At 68.3% G+C, this 17,040-nt stretch carries 15 protein-coding genes and 1 pseudogene; 8 read left to right on the top strand and 8 right to left on the bottom strand.

Annotation, left to right across the window (positions count from 1 at the left end; all coding sequences use genetic code 11):
* Positions 1-382: 382 nt before the first annotated feature.
* The gene (gene istB / locus KDK95_RS23625) at positions 383-1,186 is read right to left on the bottom strand and encodes an IS21-like element helper ATPase IstB (RefSeq protein ID WP_212520454.1); all 804 of its coding nucleotides are present in this window, start codon (positions 1,184-1,186) and stop codon (positions 383-385) included.
* On the bottom strand, positions 1,186-2,436 hold the full coding sequence (istA, locus tag KDK95_RS23620; RefSeq protein WP_212520453.1) for an IS21 family transposase: 1,251 nt from the start codon (positions 2,434-2,436) through the stop codon (positions 1,186-1,188). Before istA ends, istB begins: the two co-directional genes overlap by 1 nt.
* Positions 2,437-2,955: 519 nt before the next feature.
* Here istA and KDK95_RS23615 point away from each other — a divergent pair.
* The 3 genes and pseudogenes from KDK95_RS23615 to KDK95_RS23600 form a co-directional block, all read left to right on the top strand.
* Positions 2,956-3,540, top strand: coding sequence for a hypothetical protein (locus KDK95_RS23615; protein WP_212520452.1), 585 nt, complete (start codon positions 2,956-2,958; stop codon positions 3,538-3,540).
* A gap of 140 nt (positions 3,541-3,680) precedes the next feature.
* On the top strand, positions 3,681-4,622 hold the full coding sequence (locus KDK95_RS23610; RefSeq protein ID WP_212520456.1) for an aldo/keto reductase: 942 nt from the start codon (positions 3,681-3,683) through the stop codon (positions 4,620-4,622).
* A gap of 16 nt (positions 4,623-4,638) precedes the next feature.
* Positions 4,639-5,147, top strand: a pseudogene (locus tag KDK95_RS23600) (transposase); the annotation flags it as partial.
* 168 nt (positions 5,148-5,315) lie between these two features.
* On the opposite strand, the gene KDK95_RS23595 reads toward KDK95_RS23600, so the two are convergent.
* A complete protein-coding gene (locus KDK95_RS23595) occupies positions 5,316-6,839 on the bottom strand; it encodes a DHA2 family efflux MFS transporter permease subunit (RefSeq protein ID WP_212520450.1) in 1,524 nt (507 codons plus the stop codon).
* Positions 6,840-6,898: 59 nt separating this feature from the next.
* Here KDK95_RS23595 and KDK95_RS23590 point away from each other — a divergent pair, with 59 nt between their 5' ends.
* The 4 genes from KDK95_RS23590 to KDK95_RS23575 all read left to right on the top strand — a co-directional run bounded on the left by KDK95_RS23590 (position 6,899) and on the right by KDK95_RS23575 (position 11,006).
* Positions 6,899-7,345, top strand: a complete 447-nt coding sequence (locus KDK95_RS23590) for a MarR family winged helix-turn-helix transcriptional regulator (protein WP_212520449.1) — start codon at positions 6,899-6,901, stop codon at positions 7,343-7,345.
* 304 nt (positions 7,346-7,649) lie between these two features.
* Entirely contained in the window at positions 7,650-7,964 is a 315-nt protein-coding gene (locus tag KDK95_RS23585) for a hypothetical protein (protein ID WP_212520448.1), read from the top strand.
* Between the two features lie 447 nt (positions 7,965-8,411).
* Positions 8,412-9,455, top strand: coding sequence for a S1C family serine protease (locus KDK95_RS23580; protein ID WP_212520447.1), 1,044 nt, complete (start codon positions 8,412-8,414; stop codon positions 9,453-9,455).
* Between the two features lie 234 nt (positions 9,456-9,689).
* The gene (locus tag KDK95_RS23575) at positions 9,690-11,006 is read left to right on the top strand and encodes a hypothetical protein (protein WP_212520446.1); all 1,317 of its coding nucleotides are present in this window, start codon (positions 9,690-9,692) and stop codon (positions 11,004-11,006) included.
* On the opposite strand, the gene KDK95_RS23570 is transcribed toward KDK95_RS23575, so the two are convergent.
* The 3 genes from KDK95_RS23570 to KDK95_RS23560 are packed head-to-tail and all read right to left on the bottom strand — an operon-like array spanning position 10,915 to position 14,143.
* Entirely contained in the window at positions 10,915-12,192 is a 1,278-nt protein-coding gene (locus KDK95_RS23570) for a COG4705 family protein (RefSeq protein WP_212520445.1), read from the bottom strand. The genes KDK95_RS23575 and KDK95_RS23570 overlap by 92 nt on opposite strands.
* 38 nt (positions 12,193-12,230) lie before the next feature.
* Positions 12,231-13,499 carry a sensor histidine kinase gene (locus tag KDK95_RS23565; protein ID WP_212520444.1) on the bottom strand — a complete coding sequence of 423 codons (1,269 nt, stop codon included), beginning with the start codon at positions 13,497-13,499 and terminating at the stop codon, positions 12,231-12,233.
* The gene (locus KDK95_RS23560; protein ID WP_212520443.1) at positions 13,490-14,143 is read right to left on the bottom strand and encodes a response regulator transcription factor; all 654 of its coding nucleotides are present in this window, start codon (positions 14,141-14,143) and stop codon (positions 13,490-13,492) included. The genes KDK95_RS23565 and KDK95_RS23560 overlap by 10 nt, the downstream gene beginning before the upstream one ends.
* A gap of 89 nt (positions 14,144-14,232) precedes the next feature.
* Between KDK95_RS23560 and KDK95_RS23555 the strand changes: the two genes are divergently transcribed.
* Positions 14,233-14,583, top strand: a complete 351-nt coding sequence (locus KDK95_RS23555) for a DUF1801 domain-containing protein (protein WP_212520442.1) — start codon at positions 14,233-14,235, stop codon at positions 14,581-14,583.
* A 177-nt stretch (positions 14,584-14,760) separates the two neighbouring features.
* Here KDK95_RS23555 and KDK95_RS23550 read toward each other — a convergent pair whose 3' ends face one another.
* Positions 14,761-15,846, bottom strand: a complete 1,086-nt coding sequence (locus KDK95_RS23550; protein ID WP_212520441.1) for a hypothetical protein — start codon at positions 15,844-15,846, stop codon at positions 14,761-14,763.
* 259 nt (positions 15,847-16,105) lie between these two features.
* A complete protein-coding gene (locus KDK95_RS23545; protein WP_212520440.1) occupies positions 16,106-16,606 on the bottom strand; it encodes a polysaccharide biosynthesis protein in 501 nt (166 codons plus the stop codon).
* Between the last annotated feature and the right edge of the window lie 434 nt (positions 16,607-17,040).

The raw sequence follows: 17,040 nt of genomic DNA, 5'->3' as shown, positions 1-17,040 counted from the left end.
GCATTGCACCGCAAGAGAAAGTCCGGGTCCACTTCGAAACGACACACATGGCGTACCCCCGCGCACGCCCCCTCGATGGGCTCAGATCAGGACGTCAAAGCGGGCTCCGCAGAAGACGTCACAGCCACGCGGTAACCGCGCAATCGCCACCTCCAGCGCGCCGCGCCGTTCGCCTGGCTTGGCCTTCGCGGCTGAGTGGTTCGGTGTTCGGGTTCTGGTCCGTCCATGTCCTCGACGACGATGCCGACAGACGTTGTCCATCCGCTCGATCGCCATACTGCTTCCTCCTTTTCCCCGTTGCGGCAGATGGTTGTCGGCGACGCTTGAATCGTGGACCACTTCCGACGGTTGAAATCTGACCCCCGGTCGTCGTTGATGTTGGTCATTCCCCGGTGCCGGCTGCTGGAACCCGGCCGAGGTCGCGGCCGCGCATGCGGTAGCTGTCGCCCTTGAGGGAGATGACCTCGGCGTGGTGGACCAGGCGGTCGATCATGGCTGCGGCGACGGTGTCGTCGCCGAAGACCTCGCCCCAGCGGCCGAAGGGCTTGTTGCTGGTCACGATTACCGAGGCGCGTTCGTAGCGGCCGGAGATGAACTGGAAGAACAGGTTCGCCGCCTCCGGCTCGAAGGGGATGTATCCGACCTCGTCGACCACGATCAGCGGGATCCGGCCGAGCCGGGTCAGCTCCTCGCCGAGGGTGCCCGTGGTGTGGGCCTCGGCGAGGCGGGCGACCCATTGGGCGGCGGTGGCGAACGCGACCCGGTGACCGGCCTGGCAGGCGCGGATCCCGAGCCCGGTGGCCAGGTGGGTCTTGCCGGTACCGGGCGGCCCGAGGAAGATCACGTTCTCTTTGCCGGCGACGAAGTCGAGGGTGCCCAGGTGCGCGATGGTCTCGCGTTTGATCGAGCGCTGATGGTCGAAGTCGAAGTCCTCCAGAGACTTGCGGGAGGGGAAGCGGGCGGCGCGGATGCGCCCGTCGGCTCCGTGCGCATCCCTCGCGGCGACCTCCCGCTGCAGGCAGGCGGCCAGGTACTCCTCATGGGACCAGCCCTCGGCTCGGGCCCGTTCCCCGAGGCGCTCGACCGCCTCGCGCAACGCCGGCGCCTTCAAAGCCCTGGTGAGATACGCGATCTCCGAGGAGACGTCCCGGCCCGCCGTGCCGGCCTTGGTGTGCTGGTTGCTCATCACGCCGCCCCTTCACCCGTGCTCAGCCCGCCGTCGATGACCCCGAAGATCCGGTCGTAGGAGGCGAGAGAGCGCTCCTCGACCTCGGTCAACTCCGGGCTCCGGCGCCTGCCGACCGCCGCGATGCTTCGAGCGGCTGCCGCGGCCGCGGCGTGATCGGGGTCGGTGATCGTCTGATGCCTCGCCCAGCACCGCACATGCCGGGCGACCTCGATCTCACCGCACGTCACCAGCACCTGGTCCAGGTCGGCTGCAACCTCGATGCGCCGACCGACTGCGAGGGGGTGCACCGAGTAGTCGCAGGTGTCCAGGCGCACGTAGTGGTCCCGAGGCAGCCTGAGCGACGCCTTCCACCAGCCCGGCGGCGCAATCGGCGGGAGGGCGAGCATCCGGGAGCGATCCGCCTCGATCCGGTCGGCGGGCCGGGCCTGCAGAGCCCGGTGGATGCGCCGATTGGCCTTGGCCAGCCAGTCGGCGAGCTGGATGTTGAAGTCCGCCGGGCTGGCGAAGACCCGGCCCGGTAGAAACGAGGTCTCCAGATAGCCGTTGGCCCGCTCGACCAGGCCCTTGGCTTCCGGATCACGCGGCTTGCACAGCACGAACTTCACACCCAACAGCCCGGCGAACGCCGCGAACTGCTCGGTCAGCCGCGGGCCACCCGGCCGCCAGGAACCGACCGCACCCTCGTTGTCCCACACCAAAGCCCGCGGCACCGACCCGAGATCAGCCAGCAGCCGCCAGTGCCCCGCGATCAGATCGGCCGCCGAGCGAGACGGCAGCATCCTCGCCGCGATCCACCGCGAATACCCGCTGACGATCACCAACACCGGCGGCCGCCCGACCTGCCCGAACCCGAGCGGGACATCCACCGGCGGGAACCACAGATCGCACTGGGCCAACTCCCCGGGCTCGTACACCGTGCGCGAGGCCGGATCCACCGGCCGGTAGACCGGCCGCAGCTCCCGCACCCGCTCCTTCAGAACCGTCAGACCACGCTCCCACCCGATCCGCTCGGCGATCACCGTCGCCGGCATCTCCGGCCACGACTCGAGCAGCTCACGGATCTGCGGCTCGACCGCGTCCACGATCGAACCCTTCGACGCCCGCCGGTACTTCGGCGGCGCGTCGTCCGCGATCGCCCTGCGCACCGTGTTCCGCGCGATCCCCAACTGCCTCGCGATCGCCCGCACCGGCATCGCCTCGGCCCGATGAAGCCGACGGATCTCCGCCCAATCCTCCACGCTGATCACCACTCCTCCCGGTCTGACTCAACGAGCCAGACCCTCGGAAGGGGTCAACTTTCACCCGCCGCCACCGGTCCACTTTTCAGCCGCCGCCGACAGATGGTGGCCGCTGACGTCCCTGGGACAGAACCAATGGCGCGTTCTCGACAGCCCGAGGCCCGGTGTCACGCACCAACCGTGAGGCGTTTTCGCTCGTGGCGGTAGCACATGGTTTCACGGCAGTGGGTGTCTTTGGACCGGTGGACCGGTGGACCGCATTCGAACTTCGCAGACCAGGTCAGGCTGCTTATCATCGTGCCAGGCTGTCCGATCGTCCATCGGGCTGCCTCGTAAGGTTGGCCGATGACTCTGGCCCGCACGCCGGGTACGGGGTGAAGCAGCGTGACCTTCGCGAGCGTGAGGGTGTAGGAGGGCGGGGTGCAGGACACGTTCAGAAGCGCTGCCCGGGGCAGCGGCCTGGATTTGGTGCGATTCTTGGGGCCGCTGGCTCCCCCGGGGGCTCGGCGTGCCAGGCGCGCAGAGCGGTTGGCCGAAAAGCTTTACGAGATAGCGGTGCTAGGTGACTCGATCCCCACGATCGTGTTCGACCCGGGCTCCGGTGCATCGGGGCGGCCCTCGGCCGCGTTCACCTTTCCAGGTGGACACCCAAAGCCGAGTGCCGTGACCGCTTCGCTTGGCGTAGCGGTACTCCACTGGACCGGGCGAGCCCTGATCCTGAAGTCGACGGGAATCGACGGTCGCGCGTTCCCCCTGCCGCTCGCCTCCCGTGAGACTGACGGGAAAGCAGGCGAGGAGCGTGAATCGGACCGGATCGCAGAGGTCGCGGTGCTCGCCGCGACAGGACCGCAGGGCCACACGCGCAGACAGTCCGGTCATCGGGTGGGCGCCGCACAATGGCGTGGTTCCATGCACTTTCTGAATTCGCAGGGATTCACGGTTCTCGTCGTAGTCGGGGTTTCGTGCACGCCGGCCGCAGTGGTCGATGTCCTGAAGTCCGCAGGAGTGCCGTTTCGCGTCTATGAAGTGGCCTGCGAGTACGACGCCGAGGCAAGGCAGGTAGCCAGGCTTCTGTTTCCACGGGCACGGCATTCTCGCACGATCCGGCTCTGATCTGTGCGGCGGTCGGAGATCGCCGACCACGTCCGACGCCATGGTGACGATGGGCGGTCCGCACCTGCGGGGATCTGCTTGCCGGAGGTAGATCTGGCATGTGGAGGGGACACCTTTCGGGTGCGGAAGCAGCCGCCTGGATGATAGAAGTCGTTGTGACTACTTCTGTGTCCTCGCTTTCCAGCAGCCCAGGCTCATCGAACGCCGCAGACTCGGGTGCGTGGCGGATCGGCGAGCGTGACGTTCGTCGCCTTGGCTTCGGCGCGATGCGTTTGACCGGCACCGCGGCCTTCCATGGTGGGTCACCGCGCGAACGCGGCACCTCGATCGCGGTCGTGCGCCGTGCCGTCGAGCTCGGCGTGAACCACATCGACACCGCCGCGTTCTATTTCTCGTCGCTGCGCTCGGCCAACGAGATCATCAACGCCGCGCTCGCGCCGTTCGGCGACGAGGTACTGGTCGCCACGAAGGTCGGCCCGCGCCGGGACAGCAGCGGAGGCTGGGCCGAGGCCGCACGACCAGAGCAGCTGCGTGGCGACGTCGAGGAGAACCTCAGGCAGCTCGGCCGGGACCACCTGGACCTGGTGTACCTGCGCAACATGCGGTTCGAGTCGATCGCCGAGCACTTCGGCGCCCTGGCCGAACTGCAGGAAGCCGGGCTGATCCGGCAGCTCGGGCTCTCGGGTGTGACGCCGGAGCAGCTTGCGCAGGCCCAGGCCATCGCACCGGTGGCAGCGGTGCAGAACCGGTTCGGCCTCGCACACCGCGAAGCGGCCGAGGTACTGCGGGCGTGCGGGCAGGCGGGGATCGCGTTCGTGCCGTTCTTCGCGATCGCCGGGTCTCGGGCCTCGGGAGCCGCGCCGAAGCCCACCGTTGCGCAAGAAGACAGCGAGATGCTGGCGATCGCTCGAGCCCACGGTGCGACGCCTGCGCAGATCCGGCTTGCCTGGACCCTCGCCCAGGGGCCACATGTCCTGGCCATTCCGGGGACCGGCGATCTGGCGCACCTGGAAGCGAACGTCGCTGCGGGAGGGATCCGGCTCACGCAAGAGGATCTGGCAGTGCTGGAGGCGGCGATCTAACTATTCGATAAGCGCGATGGAAGTGGATCAGTCCGTGGTGGAGCAGTCCGTGGGTGGAGCAGTTCGCCGGCGAGGATCCGGTGGGGTTCGATGGGCTCGATGAGCGGTGGCTCGACCAGCTCGTCGGGCAGGCGAAGGAGCGCGGGGTAAAGCTCGCCGGCGAGGGCGGACTGTTGCAGGCGCTGACCAAGCGGCTGCTGGAGTCCGCGCTCGAGGGCGAGATCACTGATCCTCGGCTACGACAAGCACGACGGCTCCGCTGACGGATCGGGCAATTCTCGCAACGGGCGGCGTGCCAAGACGGTGCTGACCGACGTCGGCCCGGTCGAGGTCAAGGTGCCGTCCGACCGAGCGGGCACGTTCGAGCCGCAGATCGTCAAGAAGCGGCAGCGGCGGCTGTCGGGCGTGGACGAAATGGTGCTCTCGCTCTCCGCCCGCGGCCTGACGCACGGGGAGATCTCCGCGCACCCGGCCGAGGTCTACGGTGCCGAGGTATCCAAGACCACTATCTCCACCATCAGCGACATCGAAGATCGAAGGATCGCACTGTCGACGAGTATCTCAGACCTCGATCGCACGCTCCCTCACCGCTCCACAAGATCAGGGACAGAACCTGAAAACTGACCCCTTGGCGCCGGTCGAATCTTGACCCCCGCGGCGAGCGGGCCGCAGGTCGGCGCGACACCCATGACCTCATGCCGCGGCACGAGGATATTCGCTGTCTTCGACGCCGAGGACCGGGGCGGGAAGACCGGCGGTACGTGCGTCCTCGTCGGCGGAGGCCTGCGGGCTCGCCGACCCATCCGACTCGACCCCCGGATTCGGGCGAGGACGACCCAGCCGAAGCGCGAAGAGTGCGGCGAGCACCGCGAATCCGGCGAGGACGAGGAAGGCCGCCTGGTAGGCGGCTACTGGCGGCGAGGTCCCCGCGGTCTGCCGTTCAGAACGTGCACCGAGTACGAGGGCGGAGCTCACGACCGTCGGCGCCAGTGCCATGCCGGTCTGCCGGACGACCGATCCCAGGGTTGCGGCCTGGGCCGAGTCGGCACGGTCGAGCGTGGTGAGCGAGGCGATGGTCACCGGCACGAAGAAGGCGCCCATCATGATGCCGAGCAGGAACATGAACAGGCGCAGCGTCCACAGCCCGGTGTGCGCGTCGCTGGTCGCGAAAAGCAACTCAACGCCGGCCACGCCGAGCAGCCCGCACCCGACGATCGGGCCGGGGCCGACTCGGTGATAGAGGATGCTGGCCAACTGCGTCGTCAGCAGCACGCCGAAGGCCTCGGTGAAGGTCGTGCTGCCGGACGCAAAGGCGTTGTGCCCCTGAGCCTGCTGGACGAACAGCGGCACCAGGAACATCGCGCCGATCGTGGGAGTGAGTCCGAGGAGGCTGACCAGGCAGGCCCTGCGGAACATCCGGTCGGCAAACAGCCGCAGCCGGAGTGCGGGCTGGTCTGTGCGCAACTGGTGGTGGACGGCGATGCCGAGCAGGACGGCGCCGGACGCCAGCGACCCGAGGACCGCGGGCGTGGCCCACCCCCGGTCCGGGCCGGCGCACACCCCGTACATCAGGGAGCCCATCGCGGCGGCGCTCAGGAGCAGACCGGCCAGGTCCAGTCGCGATGCGCGGCCATCGCGGTGCTCTCCGAGGAAGAACAGCCCGAACACGACGGCCGCGAGCCCGACGGGCACATTCACATAGAAGACCCAGCGCCAGTCGAGCGCCACGACGAGCGAGCCGCCGAGCAGCGGCGCGATCGCCGGGGCGATCTGCTGGGGGATGATCATGATCCGGGACATCCGTATCTGCTCGTGCTGCGTGAAGGTCCTGAATATCAGCCCCTGCGAGACGGGTGTGAGCGCCCCGGCCGCCAGGCCCTGCAGAGCGCGGAAGAGGACCAGTTGCGGCAGATTCTGCGCGGCGCCGCACAGTCCGGAGGCGAGGGTGAACAATGTCAGGCCGAGGAGCAGCACGCGGCGGCCGTCGTGGCGTTCGAGCAGCCAGGCGGAGGCGGGGATCACCATCCCCAGGCAGACCGGATAGATGACGACGACACTGTCGAGGCGGCCGGGGGTCAGGTGGAACTGGCGCGCGAGCGACGGAAGCGCCACGGTGGTGATCGCGCCATCGACGATCACCATGAAGACGGTGAACACTGCCATGATCGGCACGATGACACGCTGGTCGCGGAATGGACCCGGCGGGTGGATGCTCATGATTACTGAGCATACTCACTATGAGCTAGCTCAGAAATGGATTCGAGGGAGCGGGCTGAATGGCACGGCAACGTCATGGGAGCAGCGATGCCCTGGTCGACGAATTGTTCGAAACCACGGTGGCGTTGCGCACCTTCGCCGAGCGCAGGCTGCGCCCGGCGGGCTCGTCGGTGGCTCGTCTGCGCGCGCTGCGCATGCTCGCCCGCGAAGCCGTGCCGCTGCGCATGCGCGACTTGAGCGAGATGCTGGGCATCGCTGCGCGGACCACCACGACGATCGTCGACAGCCTTGAACAGGACGGGCTGGTGGAGCGCGTACGCCAGCTCGACGACCGCCGGGCGTTCCTGATCACCCTCACCGAATCCGGTCGCGCGCACTACGAACAGGCGGAGGCGATGGACGCCCGAACCCTCGCCGAAGCCACAGGCACGCTTACCGGAGCCGAGCGAGAGCAGTTGCGCGCGCTGCTGGCGAAGGTCCGCACGGCGGTCGCACAGGCGTCGTAGACGGCCTCCCGAAGTCGCCGGGGTCGAGGCCCGGCTTCCTCATAGGGACAGGGCGCTTACAGCCGGCGGGTAGCGATGACGCTCGAGCAGCCGCATATGGTTTGCCGTACTACGATCGGATTAGGTTTCAGACTACGCCTCCCGCCCGACGCGCGTACGTCGGCGACCACCGCGACAACGACATCATCCCGACGAAACCAAATGGATTGCGCACCGTCCACGTCCGCCGCGGAACGCTCGGATACCCCCAGGCCAACGACCCTGTACTGACCGCCAGCCCGGCTCCCAAGCGGGTGGGCCACTGATGGTCGCCAAGATCGATATTCCGCTCGGCGTCACCCTCTCGACAGACATCGAGTATCGCGGCCCGTACCCCAGCCCGTATCGCGCTCGTGCTCGCTGGCGGGATCCGGCGGAGAAGCGCCGCCGATCTGCCTCCGAGTCGTTCGGCGCCGAAGACGAGGCCAAAGCCTGGCTCGACGGGCTTGTCCGGCAGGCGTCGGTTGGCGTCGACCCCGACAAGGCGGCCATGGCGCTCAAGGAATACGGGGAGTCCGTCTGGAACCTGGCGTGCCGTGGGCTCGAGCCGAAGACGCTGGATCCGTACGGACTTGGATAGCGAAAGCTCGTCGCGCCGTCGATCGGCCACATTGACGTCCGCGATCAGTCCATCGGCATCACCGATCGGGCCGTCCACGCGTGGATTGCGGACGGCGTCGGGAAGTCCAACGCTGCCCGGCTAGGGCCGTCGGCAACGCGCCACATCTCGATGCCCATGCCGAGTACCTGGGCCGCCGCTGTGCCGAGGGAGCACGCGGCGGCGTGGCCGCCCCGCCCGCCGGCGGAAGCGGCGTCCGGGCTGCGACTTCATCGTCGCACTGACAGGCTTTGAACCTGCGACCCGGGGCTGCGGAACCTGCGGCAGGCCCTTGCGTTGCCCAAAGCATCTCTTTACTCTGATCTAGTGGCTATGGGGGGCACGTCCCGACGTTTTGCGTTTTTGCGGCCGGCATGGCGCTTGTCGGCGGTCGGCTTGGCCGTCGCTGTGGCGGCGGCCGGAGGCGTGATGTCGCAGTATTCTGCGACCAGCCCACAGCAGGACTCGGCGCACCGCGGCGTGGTTCTCGTTTCGACGCGGTCTGAGGAAGCCTTGAGTGGTGGCGGCACGATGAACAGCGGCGGTGACGCCACCGGAATCGTGCTAAGCACCGACGGCGAGATCCTCACGAACAATCACGCGATCAGCGGCGCGACCAGCGTGACCGTAACCGATCCAGCCACTGGAAAGCGATACCGCGGTACTGTCGCCGGCTACTCGGTAGCCGACGATCTCGCCGTCATCCAGCTCGCCGACGCCTCGGGCCTCTCCCCCGCACCGCTGGGAGATTCCCAATCCGTTCGTCCCGGACAGCGCGTGACGGCCGTCGGCAACGCGAACGGGAACGGCCGCTTGATCGACACCGCCGGCTCCGTGCTCGCCACCGGACAGACCGCGACGCTGGATGGGGGCCTGCAATCAGAGTCACTCAAAGGGCTGATCATCCACGGTGCAGACGTCGTCGACGGCGATTCCGGTGGTCCGCTGCTGGACGCGAACGGCCGGGTCGTCGGGATCACGGTCGGCAGCAACAGCGAATGGAGGTCTTCCGGTGAGCCGATCACGGGCCTGGCGATCCCCATCGACGGGGCACGCGCCATCGCCGCGCAGATCCGGGCCGGCATCCCCACGGACACGGTTCACATCGGCCCCACGGCGTTCCTCGGTGATCAAGCCGATCAGCTGTACCTGGACCCAGATGCCCGACCGAGTTGCACCAATCTTGCAACCGCCGCCCCGGACGGTTCGCTTGCTCCGTCACGGGCCGGCCTGGCCATCCCGGGGGTCTGCGTCGATGACGTGGCGCCGGGCAGCCCGGCGGATTCGCTGGGCGTGGGCGTCGACGACGTGATCGTCGCGCTCGACGGACGAAAGATCACCTCGTACAGCGGCGAGATCGCCGCCATGACCGAGTTCTCGCCCGGGCAGTCGATCCGCGTCGACTGGATTTCGTCAGCGGACGGTCGGCCCCATCACGGCACGGTGACCCTTGCTTATGGGCCGCCGCTCTGAGAGGGCGTTATCGAGACCCGCGATCAAGGGCAGGGCCGAGGCCGGGGAGGCGCTGGGGACACTTGGCTCCGGCGCCGCGAAGGCGCTGAGCGGTGAAACGCAAGCCTACGCAGTGTGTAACGACTGCCACAACCAGTCTGCACGTATTCATTACGAAATGCGGGAGCTTTTCGGCGGGCCCGGTCGTCGTCCGTGTAGTGAGTGTGCGGTCACGGACGCGATCGGGAGCGGGAGATGACGCAGATACTGGACGCGCCGTGGACGGACGCGCGGGCCGAGGGGCTGTCCCGGACGTTGGTGGACCTCCCTGGCCCGGATCGGCGGCAGCGGCGGCGGTTCGCCATCCTCGGCGGGGTGACGGTGTTCTGGGCGGTCATCTTCGCCCGGCACGGCGGGTATTCGTGGCATTACTTCGTGCAGGGCAGCACTCTGCTGTTCCACGGCGCGTCGGGGTCGGCTGCCGCCGGGGGTCTGGATCTGTACGCGAACTATCCGCAGCTGCAGATCGGGCCGTTCACGTTCGCGGTCGCGGAGGTCCTGCGTCACCTCGGAGGCACCAACGGGCTTTTCGCGGCTTGCGTGTTCATGGCGGCGCTGGGCCTGGTCGTGCTCTACGTCCTGGAGCGGATCGTCGAGGCGGTGCGCCCGGAACTGGCGGGTGATGACCGGCTGCACTTGACGATGCTCATCGGCGGCAGCGCCTTCATGATCGGGTGGACCGATCTGAGTGTCGCCATCAGCCACCTTGACGACGCGCTCGCCCTGACCCTGGCGGTGCTCGCGCTCTGGGCGGCGAGCGCGGACCTGCCTGCCATTGCAGGGATCTGCATCGGGCTGTCCGTGGACTCCAAGCCGTGGGCGCTGGTATTCCTGCCGCTGATCCTCACCGTGCCCGCTCATACCCGACGGCACGCGGCGGTGTGGACTGTGGTCACGATCCTGGTCGCCTACCTGCCCTTTGTGATCGCCGACCCGCACACGCTCTCGGCGGCCTCGGCGTTCACCATCACCAACGAGCCGTCATCCGCGCTGCGAGCACTCGGCGTGAGCGATTCCGGCACGCCGAGTTGGGACCGGGCGGCGCAGATAGTCCTGGGCTGCGGACTCGGCGCCGTGGCGGTGCGGCGCCGGCGATGGCCCGCACTGATGCTGCTCGGCGTCGGCGCACGCATCGCCCTGGACCCTGGCGTATACGGGTACTACACCGCCGGGGTACTGCTCGGGGCGCTGATCTGGGACCTGCTCGGGCATCGCCGCCCCATGCCGCTCTGGACCCTGATATCCGGCGCGGCACTGGCCGTGTCACCGATGCTGATATCGGACGAATCGTTGCTCGGTGAGCTGCGGCTCGCTCTGGTCGCCGTGTTCACCGTGGCGCTGTTGCTCGGTCCCGCACAGGCCCCGGCGGGATTCACGGCACGCGAGCGCACCTTGCCGCCGGGGCCTGCTGCGGTTCGTGTCAGCCCAGATCCGCGAGCAGGGCGCTCAGTTCGCTCTCCTGCTGCGCCGCAGGCAGCGGCGCGTTGGGGTGGTCGATACCGAAGGTCTTGAGCACCTTGTCCATCTGGGCGTCGATGGACGTCCAGCCGGTCTCGTCCAGTGGCTCGAGCGTGTCCTGGTCGGCGTCCCACAGGTCACGCAGCGACTGGGCGGCCGTGTGGGCACCGGCCGCGTCCCCCGAGCGTGCGTCGGTGAGCGCGGTCGACGCGAGGGTGCGCAGCGCGTTGACCTTCGCCGCCGGGAACTTCTTCACCGCCTGGCCGGGAGCGAGTTGGACGGTGGAGGTGGTGTCGGTTTCCGGCGCCGGGCCGGTGTGCGGCTGACCGTGGGCCCAAACCAGCAAGCCCGCCGTGGCGAAGGCCAGGAGCCCGAAGCCGGCCAGCGCGACGCGCTCCTTGCCACGGGTGGTGGCGTTTGCGGAGTCGTGGGTCGCCTCGTAGGTCTCGGTCACATCCGAGCGCGTCACGGTCAGGTAGACGACCGTCGCAAGGATCAGGCCGAGGAAGATCAGGCTGGTGGTGAACGTACCCAGCGCCAGACCGGTCGGGTCACCCGGGTTCTGCGCAACCTTCGGGGAGGCGAGCCAGTCGCCGATGTTGGCGCCCAGCGGGCGGGTCAGGATGTAGGCGAGCCAGAAGGAGAGCACCGGGTTCGCACCGAAGCGCCACAGCGCCGCGATCGCCGCGATCAGGCCGAGCGGCAGCAGCACCGAGACGCCCGGGCTCCAGCCGGTCAGCTCCAGCGTCCAGTCGCCGGTCGCGGTGCCGAGCGCGAAGGTGACCAGGACGGTCAGCCAGTAGAACGACTCGCGCGCCCGGGTGGTGACCGAGTGGATCGACAGCGTGCGCTCGCGCCACCACCACGTGCCGAAGACCACCGCGAGCAGGACCGAGAAGACCGCGGAACTGACCCACAGCGGCACGTTCAGCTGGTCGGTCAGGATGTCGGTGTAGAGGGTGCCCGTCACGCTGACGACGACAACGGTCAGCCAGTAGGGAAAAGGGACGTACCGCTTGAGCCGCAGCTGGACGGCGAGGACCACCACGAGGACCGCGGTGAAGATCCAGGCCGTGTTCACCAGGCCCACGCCGAGCTGCATGTTGATCCAGTCGGCGAAGCTCTCGCCGACCGTCGTGCACAGGACCTTGATCAGCCAGAACCAGACGGTGACCTCGGGGACCTTGTTGAGCATGAGCCGCCCGCTATGCGTGCGTGCTTCCGTTGTCGTAGTCGTCATGCGGGAAGGCTTTCGCAGGGAACCTGCAACCAACCTGACTACGTGGCCGTGCGCGGCGCGGGCAGCGTCACCTCGACGTGGCCGCGTCCGTCGGCGATCGCGCGCACCCGCACCCCGGCCGGCCCGGCGACGCGCTGGACCACGGGCAGGCCCAGACCGCACCCGTCGACGCCGGTCACCCCCGCGTCGAAGACCCGGTCGAGTTCCGCGGGATCGAACCCGGGGCCGTCATCGAGGACGTCGACCACGACCGTCTCGCCCTGGGTTCGTGCGTTGATCCACACGCGCGAGCGGGCGTGGCGCAGGCCGTTCTCCAACAGGGGCGAGAGCAGCGCCACGACGACCTCGGTCGTAACGGCGACCTCGAGCCTCGCCGGAAAGGCGACCTCGACCGGGCGACCGGCGATCGCCTGCCGCGCGGCCGAGCTCAGATCACACTGGGTGCCTGCGTCGATGCGTGCGCGCGCGGCACGCAGGATCGTCGTGATGGCCGCGTTGAGGCGGTCGACCTCGCCCAGCACTGCCTCCGGCGCCACAGGCTCTCCGGACAGCTGCGCCAACTGCGCCTCGCCCCGCAGCGCCGTGAGCGGGGTCCGCAGCTCGTGGGCGATCTCATCGGTGAGCCGGCGCTCGTCCGCCAGCGCGTTCTCGACGCGCTCCAGCAGGTGATCCAGCGTCCGTCCCAACTGCCCGAACTCATCGCGGGGGACGCCGAGCTCGAAGCGGCGTCCGGGTTCGTGATGGCTCCAGTCCTCGGCGAGGGCGGCCATCTCCCGCACGACCCGCAGCGCACGACGTACCACGAGATGCGCGAGACCGCCGGCAAGCAGGACCGCGATGCCGCCGAGAATCAGCGACAACGTCAGGCTGAGCTGCTCGGCCGTCTCATACGGTGTCAGGTCCACTCGGACGATGACTATGACGTGGTGGCCATCGATCGGGACCTCCTGGGCGTACAGGAGGTAGTTGTCGACGACGACGGTCTGCGACGTGCCCGAGGCGGCCAACTGCTCGACGCGATCGACCACACTCGTCGGCACGTTCCCGTCGATCAGGCGGCCGTCGGCGTACACCCAGGCGACCGCGTCGAACGCCTCGCTGCCGTTCTCCGTGAGCACGACACGGCCGCCCGCGACGGTGACGTTCGCGACGACCGCCTCGGCGCGGGTGCGCGCCAGATCGTGCGCGTCGGCATCCTGCACCCGACTCAGCAGCACGTGCAGCAGCACGACCAGTATCGCCACCACGGCCGTGGCGATCAGCACCGTGAGCGCAACGATCCTTCCACGCAGTCCCGTCACTGCCATCGGTACCCCACCCCGCGCACGGTCGCCAGCCGCTCGGCCACACCCAGCGGACCGAGCTTGGTCCGCAACCGACGCACGAACGAGTCGAGCGTGTTCTCGCTCACCTGCGCCCCGTGCGGCCAACCGGCGGCGATCAGGGCATGGCGGCGCACCGCGTCGCCCTCGGCCGCGATCAGGCGGCCCAGTAACCGGAACTCCGTCGGGGTCAGGCTCTCGCTCACCGAGCCGTAGGTGACCACGTGCTTCGCCGGATCGAGCACGACCTCGCGCGGCGCGGGCGCCAACCTGGCCCGGCGCAGCAGCGCCCGAACGCGGACCAGCAACTCCGGGATATCGAAGGGCTTTGTCACATAGTCGTCGGCGCCCGCTTCGAAACCGCCCACCTTGTGATGCAGGCCGTCCAACGCGGTAAGCATCACCACCGGCGCATCGAGGCCGCGCGCGCGAAGGGCCAGGCACACGTCGCGGCCGTCGGCGTCCGGAAGCCCGAGATCCAAGACGAACAACTCAGGCACCGGTTCGAGCTGCCGCAACAGGCTGCCGGCGGTGGCGGCGACGGAGACCGTGTGGCCATCGTGCTCCAGGGCACGCTTGAGGACGCCGCGGACCGACGCATCATCTTCGCACACCATGATAAAAGCCACGCGCCGACCCTAGATGCTTCCGCTACGGATCTCCATCCGCCCTGATCAGCCAAGCTGCACGCAGGCCCGTCGTGGCGGACAATGGAGGAGTGGAAGAGCGGGTCCGTGCTTACATCGATGCCGTCGACGCCGAAAACCGGCCGCTGTTCGACCGGCTGCACACCCTGATCCTCGACGCGTGTCCAGGAGTCCATGTGACCCTCAGCTACCAGATGCCGACGTTCGTCCGCGGGAACCGCAAGCTGTTCCTCGCCGCGTGGCGCCACGGGGTGTCCATCTACGGGTGGCCGCTGGGTCGCGACGCCGGCTTCGTCGAACGCCATCCGGATCTCGCCGCGGGCGTGCGCACCATCCGCCTACGCCCCGAGGACGCGGCCGCCATCCCCGACGAGGAGTTCAGCGCCTTCGCCCGCGCCGCCCTGATCGATGACCCCACCTGACCACACGGTACCCACGGCACACCCAGCCTCAAGATTCCGCGGGCGCTTACGATGCGGAACGCGGAGCCGCCAGCAGCAGGGTTCTCAAGGAAGCCCAACCTGAAACAGCTCCGCTGACGCATCTACTCGAACGCTCTGTCGATCGAGAAACCGGCCGGTACGTCCCGCGTCAGAGGATCAGGGCAGGTAGATCAGGCTGTGCGGGGTCAGCTTCACGCCCTGGGTCTTGACAGCCGTCACATCGCCGGTGGCCAGGTCGATGGTGCCGAAGTAGTTCGGCGCGGCGTTCGCCGGTGCGTTGTTGGCGTTGCCCGGCGTCACGGCGGTGTAGGCCGCGTTCGCGGTGAAGGTGCCGGTGATGGCGTCGACCGAGTCGGTCTTCGCGTCCGCGCTCAGCAGCGTGCCGCCGGTCGCGGTCGGGAACGCGACGTCGTCGACCGACTGCTTGATGCTCAGCACCTGCGGCGCACCGGACTGGCCGAGCTTGTCGAAGATGAGCTGGTCATCGCCCTGCGAGTTGAGCATGAACTCGCCGCCAACCACCGGCACGCTGCCGGGCACCATCGTGCTCGAATCGGGGTCGGTGAGCGCGAGCGTGGTCTGCTTACCCGAGCCGATCGCCGTGGCCGCGCTGTTGATGTTGAACGGGGCGGGGCTGGCGATCTGCGCGGTGCTGCCCGAGAGCGTCACCTTGAACACGGCGGGGCCGGTAGAGCCCGAGGGGGCCGAGGCGGAGATGTACAGCGCCCCGCCTTCAGCGACGACCGAGTCGGTGCCGCCGCCGTGCGGCAGCGGGTTCTGGCTGTAGGTGTAGTGCTTGACGGTGCCGTCGAGGCCGATCGTGTACAGGCTCGAGTTGCCGTCCTCGTTGACCGTGGCGACCACTCGCGAGTTCGCCGAGTCCGCGCCCAGGCCGTCGATCTTGCCGGTGATCGGCCAGCTGTGGTCGATGGTGCCGTTGAGCTCGAACTCGACCAGCGTGCTGTTCAGGGGCTTTCCGGCGGTGCCGCCCTTGGAGTCGACGCCGTTCTGGAATGCGACGAACAGGTGGCTTCCGACTGCGGCGAGGTCGTCCGGCTGGGTCCAGCCCTGCGTCTTGCCGCTGAAGACCGTGCGCACGGTCAGCGCCGTCGTCGCGGTCGGAGTCGACGTTGCGGTTGAACTAGACGAACCCGCCGTGGTGGAGGACGAGCAACCGGCCAGTGTGATCGCGGCGGTGCCGGCGACCGCGGCCAGCGCAGCGAGCGTGGGTGTGCGCTTCATCAAAGCTCCCGAAAGTTGAGCGGCCCCGGCCCGGAACCCGGATGGCCGCGCGCGTAGATACCGCGGAAGCCTCGCGGTCCCGGACATCGCGGCCGCAGAGCCGGACTGAACCCACGGTGAACATCTACAATCCTGTAAAATCACCGGCGGTTCGGGGAATGACCGGCGCTCCCCTCCGCGCCGCTTCCCCGAACCGTCTCGACCCACCTCATCGCGCGGCTGCGAGAAAGGCCACCGACGTGCAGAGTTTCATCGCGGACTACGGGTATCTGGCGATATTCGTGCTCATGCTGGCCGAGTCCGCCTGCATCCCCGTCCCCTCCGAGCCGATCATGCTCTTCGGCGGGGCACTTGCCGCCGGCGCGGTCGCCGGCACGCACCTGAACCTCGAGGCGGTAGTCGCCGCAGGGGTCGCCGGGAACCTCGTCGGCAGCTGCGCGGACTCCAGCGCTGACTGGATGTAGAAGCCGATCTCCGCGCTGTGCAGCCGGATCGGCTCGTCCTTCGCGCACCACGAGCGCAGCCGCTCGCCGATGATCGAATTATCGACCACGTGCGTGAACCGGGAGGCGGCCAGGCGCAGCTCGCCGGTCGCGGCGGTCCTCGCGAGGATCCACTCGCCGATCCGCTTGGAGGCGGCGTAGACGTCCGGCGAGTAGGGCCGCAGGGCCTTGCCGGTCGAGGCGGTCACCACGGTGCCGGCGCCGCAGCGCGCCGCGGCCTGCAGGACGTTGCGCGTGCCGAAGACGTTGGTGGCCACGGTGCGCAGCACCTCGACCTCGGCCAGGCCTGCTCACCGACCAGCGTGTTTGACGACCAGACTGTCTTGCTCGAGTCAGGTGTCACTACGCCGGACTTAGTCACTCAGTAGTCACTCAGCAGCAGTCATGTGCTCTACGTCTACTGATAAGCGTAGGGCTCTGACCTGCAACTTCATCTGTCGGGCTGACAGGATTTGAACCTGCGACCCCCTGACCCCCAGTCAAGTCCGAAAGCCATCCCTGCACGTCAGGCACGATGTAAATGCTCGGACAGTCGCGGATGTCGAGCCTCCAATCGCAGGTCGTTCATGATCGCGTAGGACGTGTGGTCCCAAGCTGGTCCCAGAGCGTCGCAGCCGCCAGCCCGGAAGCCACCGTCCGCCGCACCGCCTTCAACGGCGTCAATCGGAGCAGAGCCTGGAGTCGCGAACCT

Source organism: Actinospica acidithermotolerans (assembly GCF_018139625.1).
In the GTDB taxonomy this organism is placed as follows: domain Bacteria; phylum Actinomycetota; class Actinomycetes; order Streptomycetales; family Catenulisporaceae; genus Actinospica; species Actinospica acidithermotolerans.
The sequence above is the reverse complement of the archived record's forward strand: the minus strand, read 5'-3'. Positions and strand labels throughout refer to the sequence as shown.

What these genes read in the sequence shown, in the direction of transcription:
- istB (WP_212520454.1), bottom strand. Translation starts at nt 1,186, where the DNA reads ATGAGCAACCAGCACACCAAGGCCGGCACGGCGGGCCGGGACGTCTCC.
- KDK95_RS23610 (WP_212520456.1), top strand. Translation starts at nt 3,681, where the DNA reads ATGATAGAAGTCGTTGTGACTACTTCTGTGTCCTCGCTTTCCAGCAGC.
- KDK95_RS23595 (WP_212520450.1), bottom strand. Translation starts at nt 6,839, where the DNA reads ATGAGCATCCACCCGCCGGGTCCATTCCGCGACCAGCGTGTCATCGTG.
- KDK95_RS23590 (WP_212520449.1), top strand. Translation starts at nt 6,899, where the DNA reads ATGGCACGGCAACGTCATGGGAGCAGCGATGCCCTGGTCGACGAATTG.
- KDK95_RS23585 (WP_212520448.1), top strand. Translation starts at nt 7,650, where the DNA reads ATGGTCGCCAAGATCGATATTCCGCTCGGCGTCACCCTCTCGACAGAC.
- KDK95_RS23580 (WP_212520447.1), top strand. Translation starts at nt 8,412, where the DNA reads ATGTCGCAGTATTCTGCGACCAGCCCACAGCAGGACTCGGCGCACCGC.
- KDK95_RS23575 (WP_212520446.1), top strand. Translation starts at nt 9,690, where the DNA reads ATGACGCAGATACTGGACGCGCCGTGGACGGACGCGCGGGCCGAGGGG.
- KDK95_RS23570 (WP_212520445.1), bottom strand. Translation starts at nt 12,192, where the DNA reads ATGACGACTACGACAACGGAAGCACGCACGCATAGCGGGCGGCTCATG.
- KDK95_RS23565 (WP_212520444.1), bottom strand. Translation starts at nt 13,499, where the DNA reads ATGGCAGTGACGGGACTGCGTGGAAGGATCGTTGCGCTCACGGTGCTG.
- KDK95_RS23550 (WP_212520441.1), bottom strand. Translation starts at nt 15,846, where the DNA reads ATGAAGCGCACACCCACGCTCGCTGCGCTGGCCGCGGTCGCCGGCACC.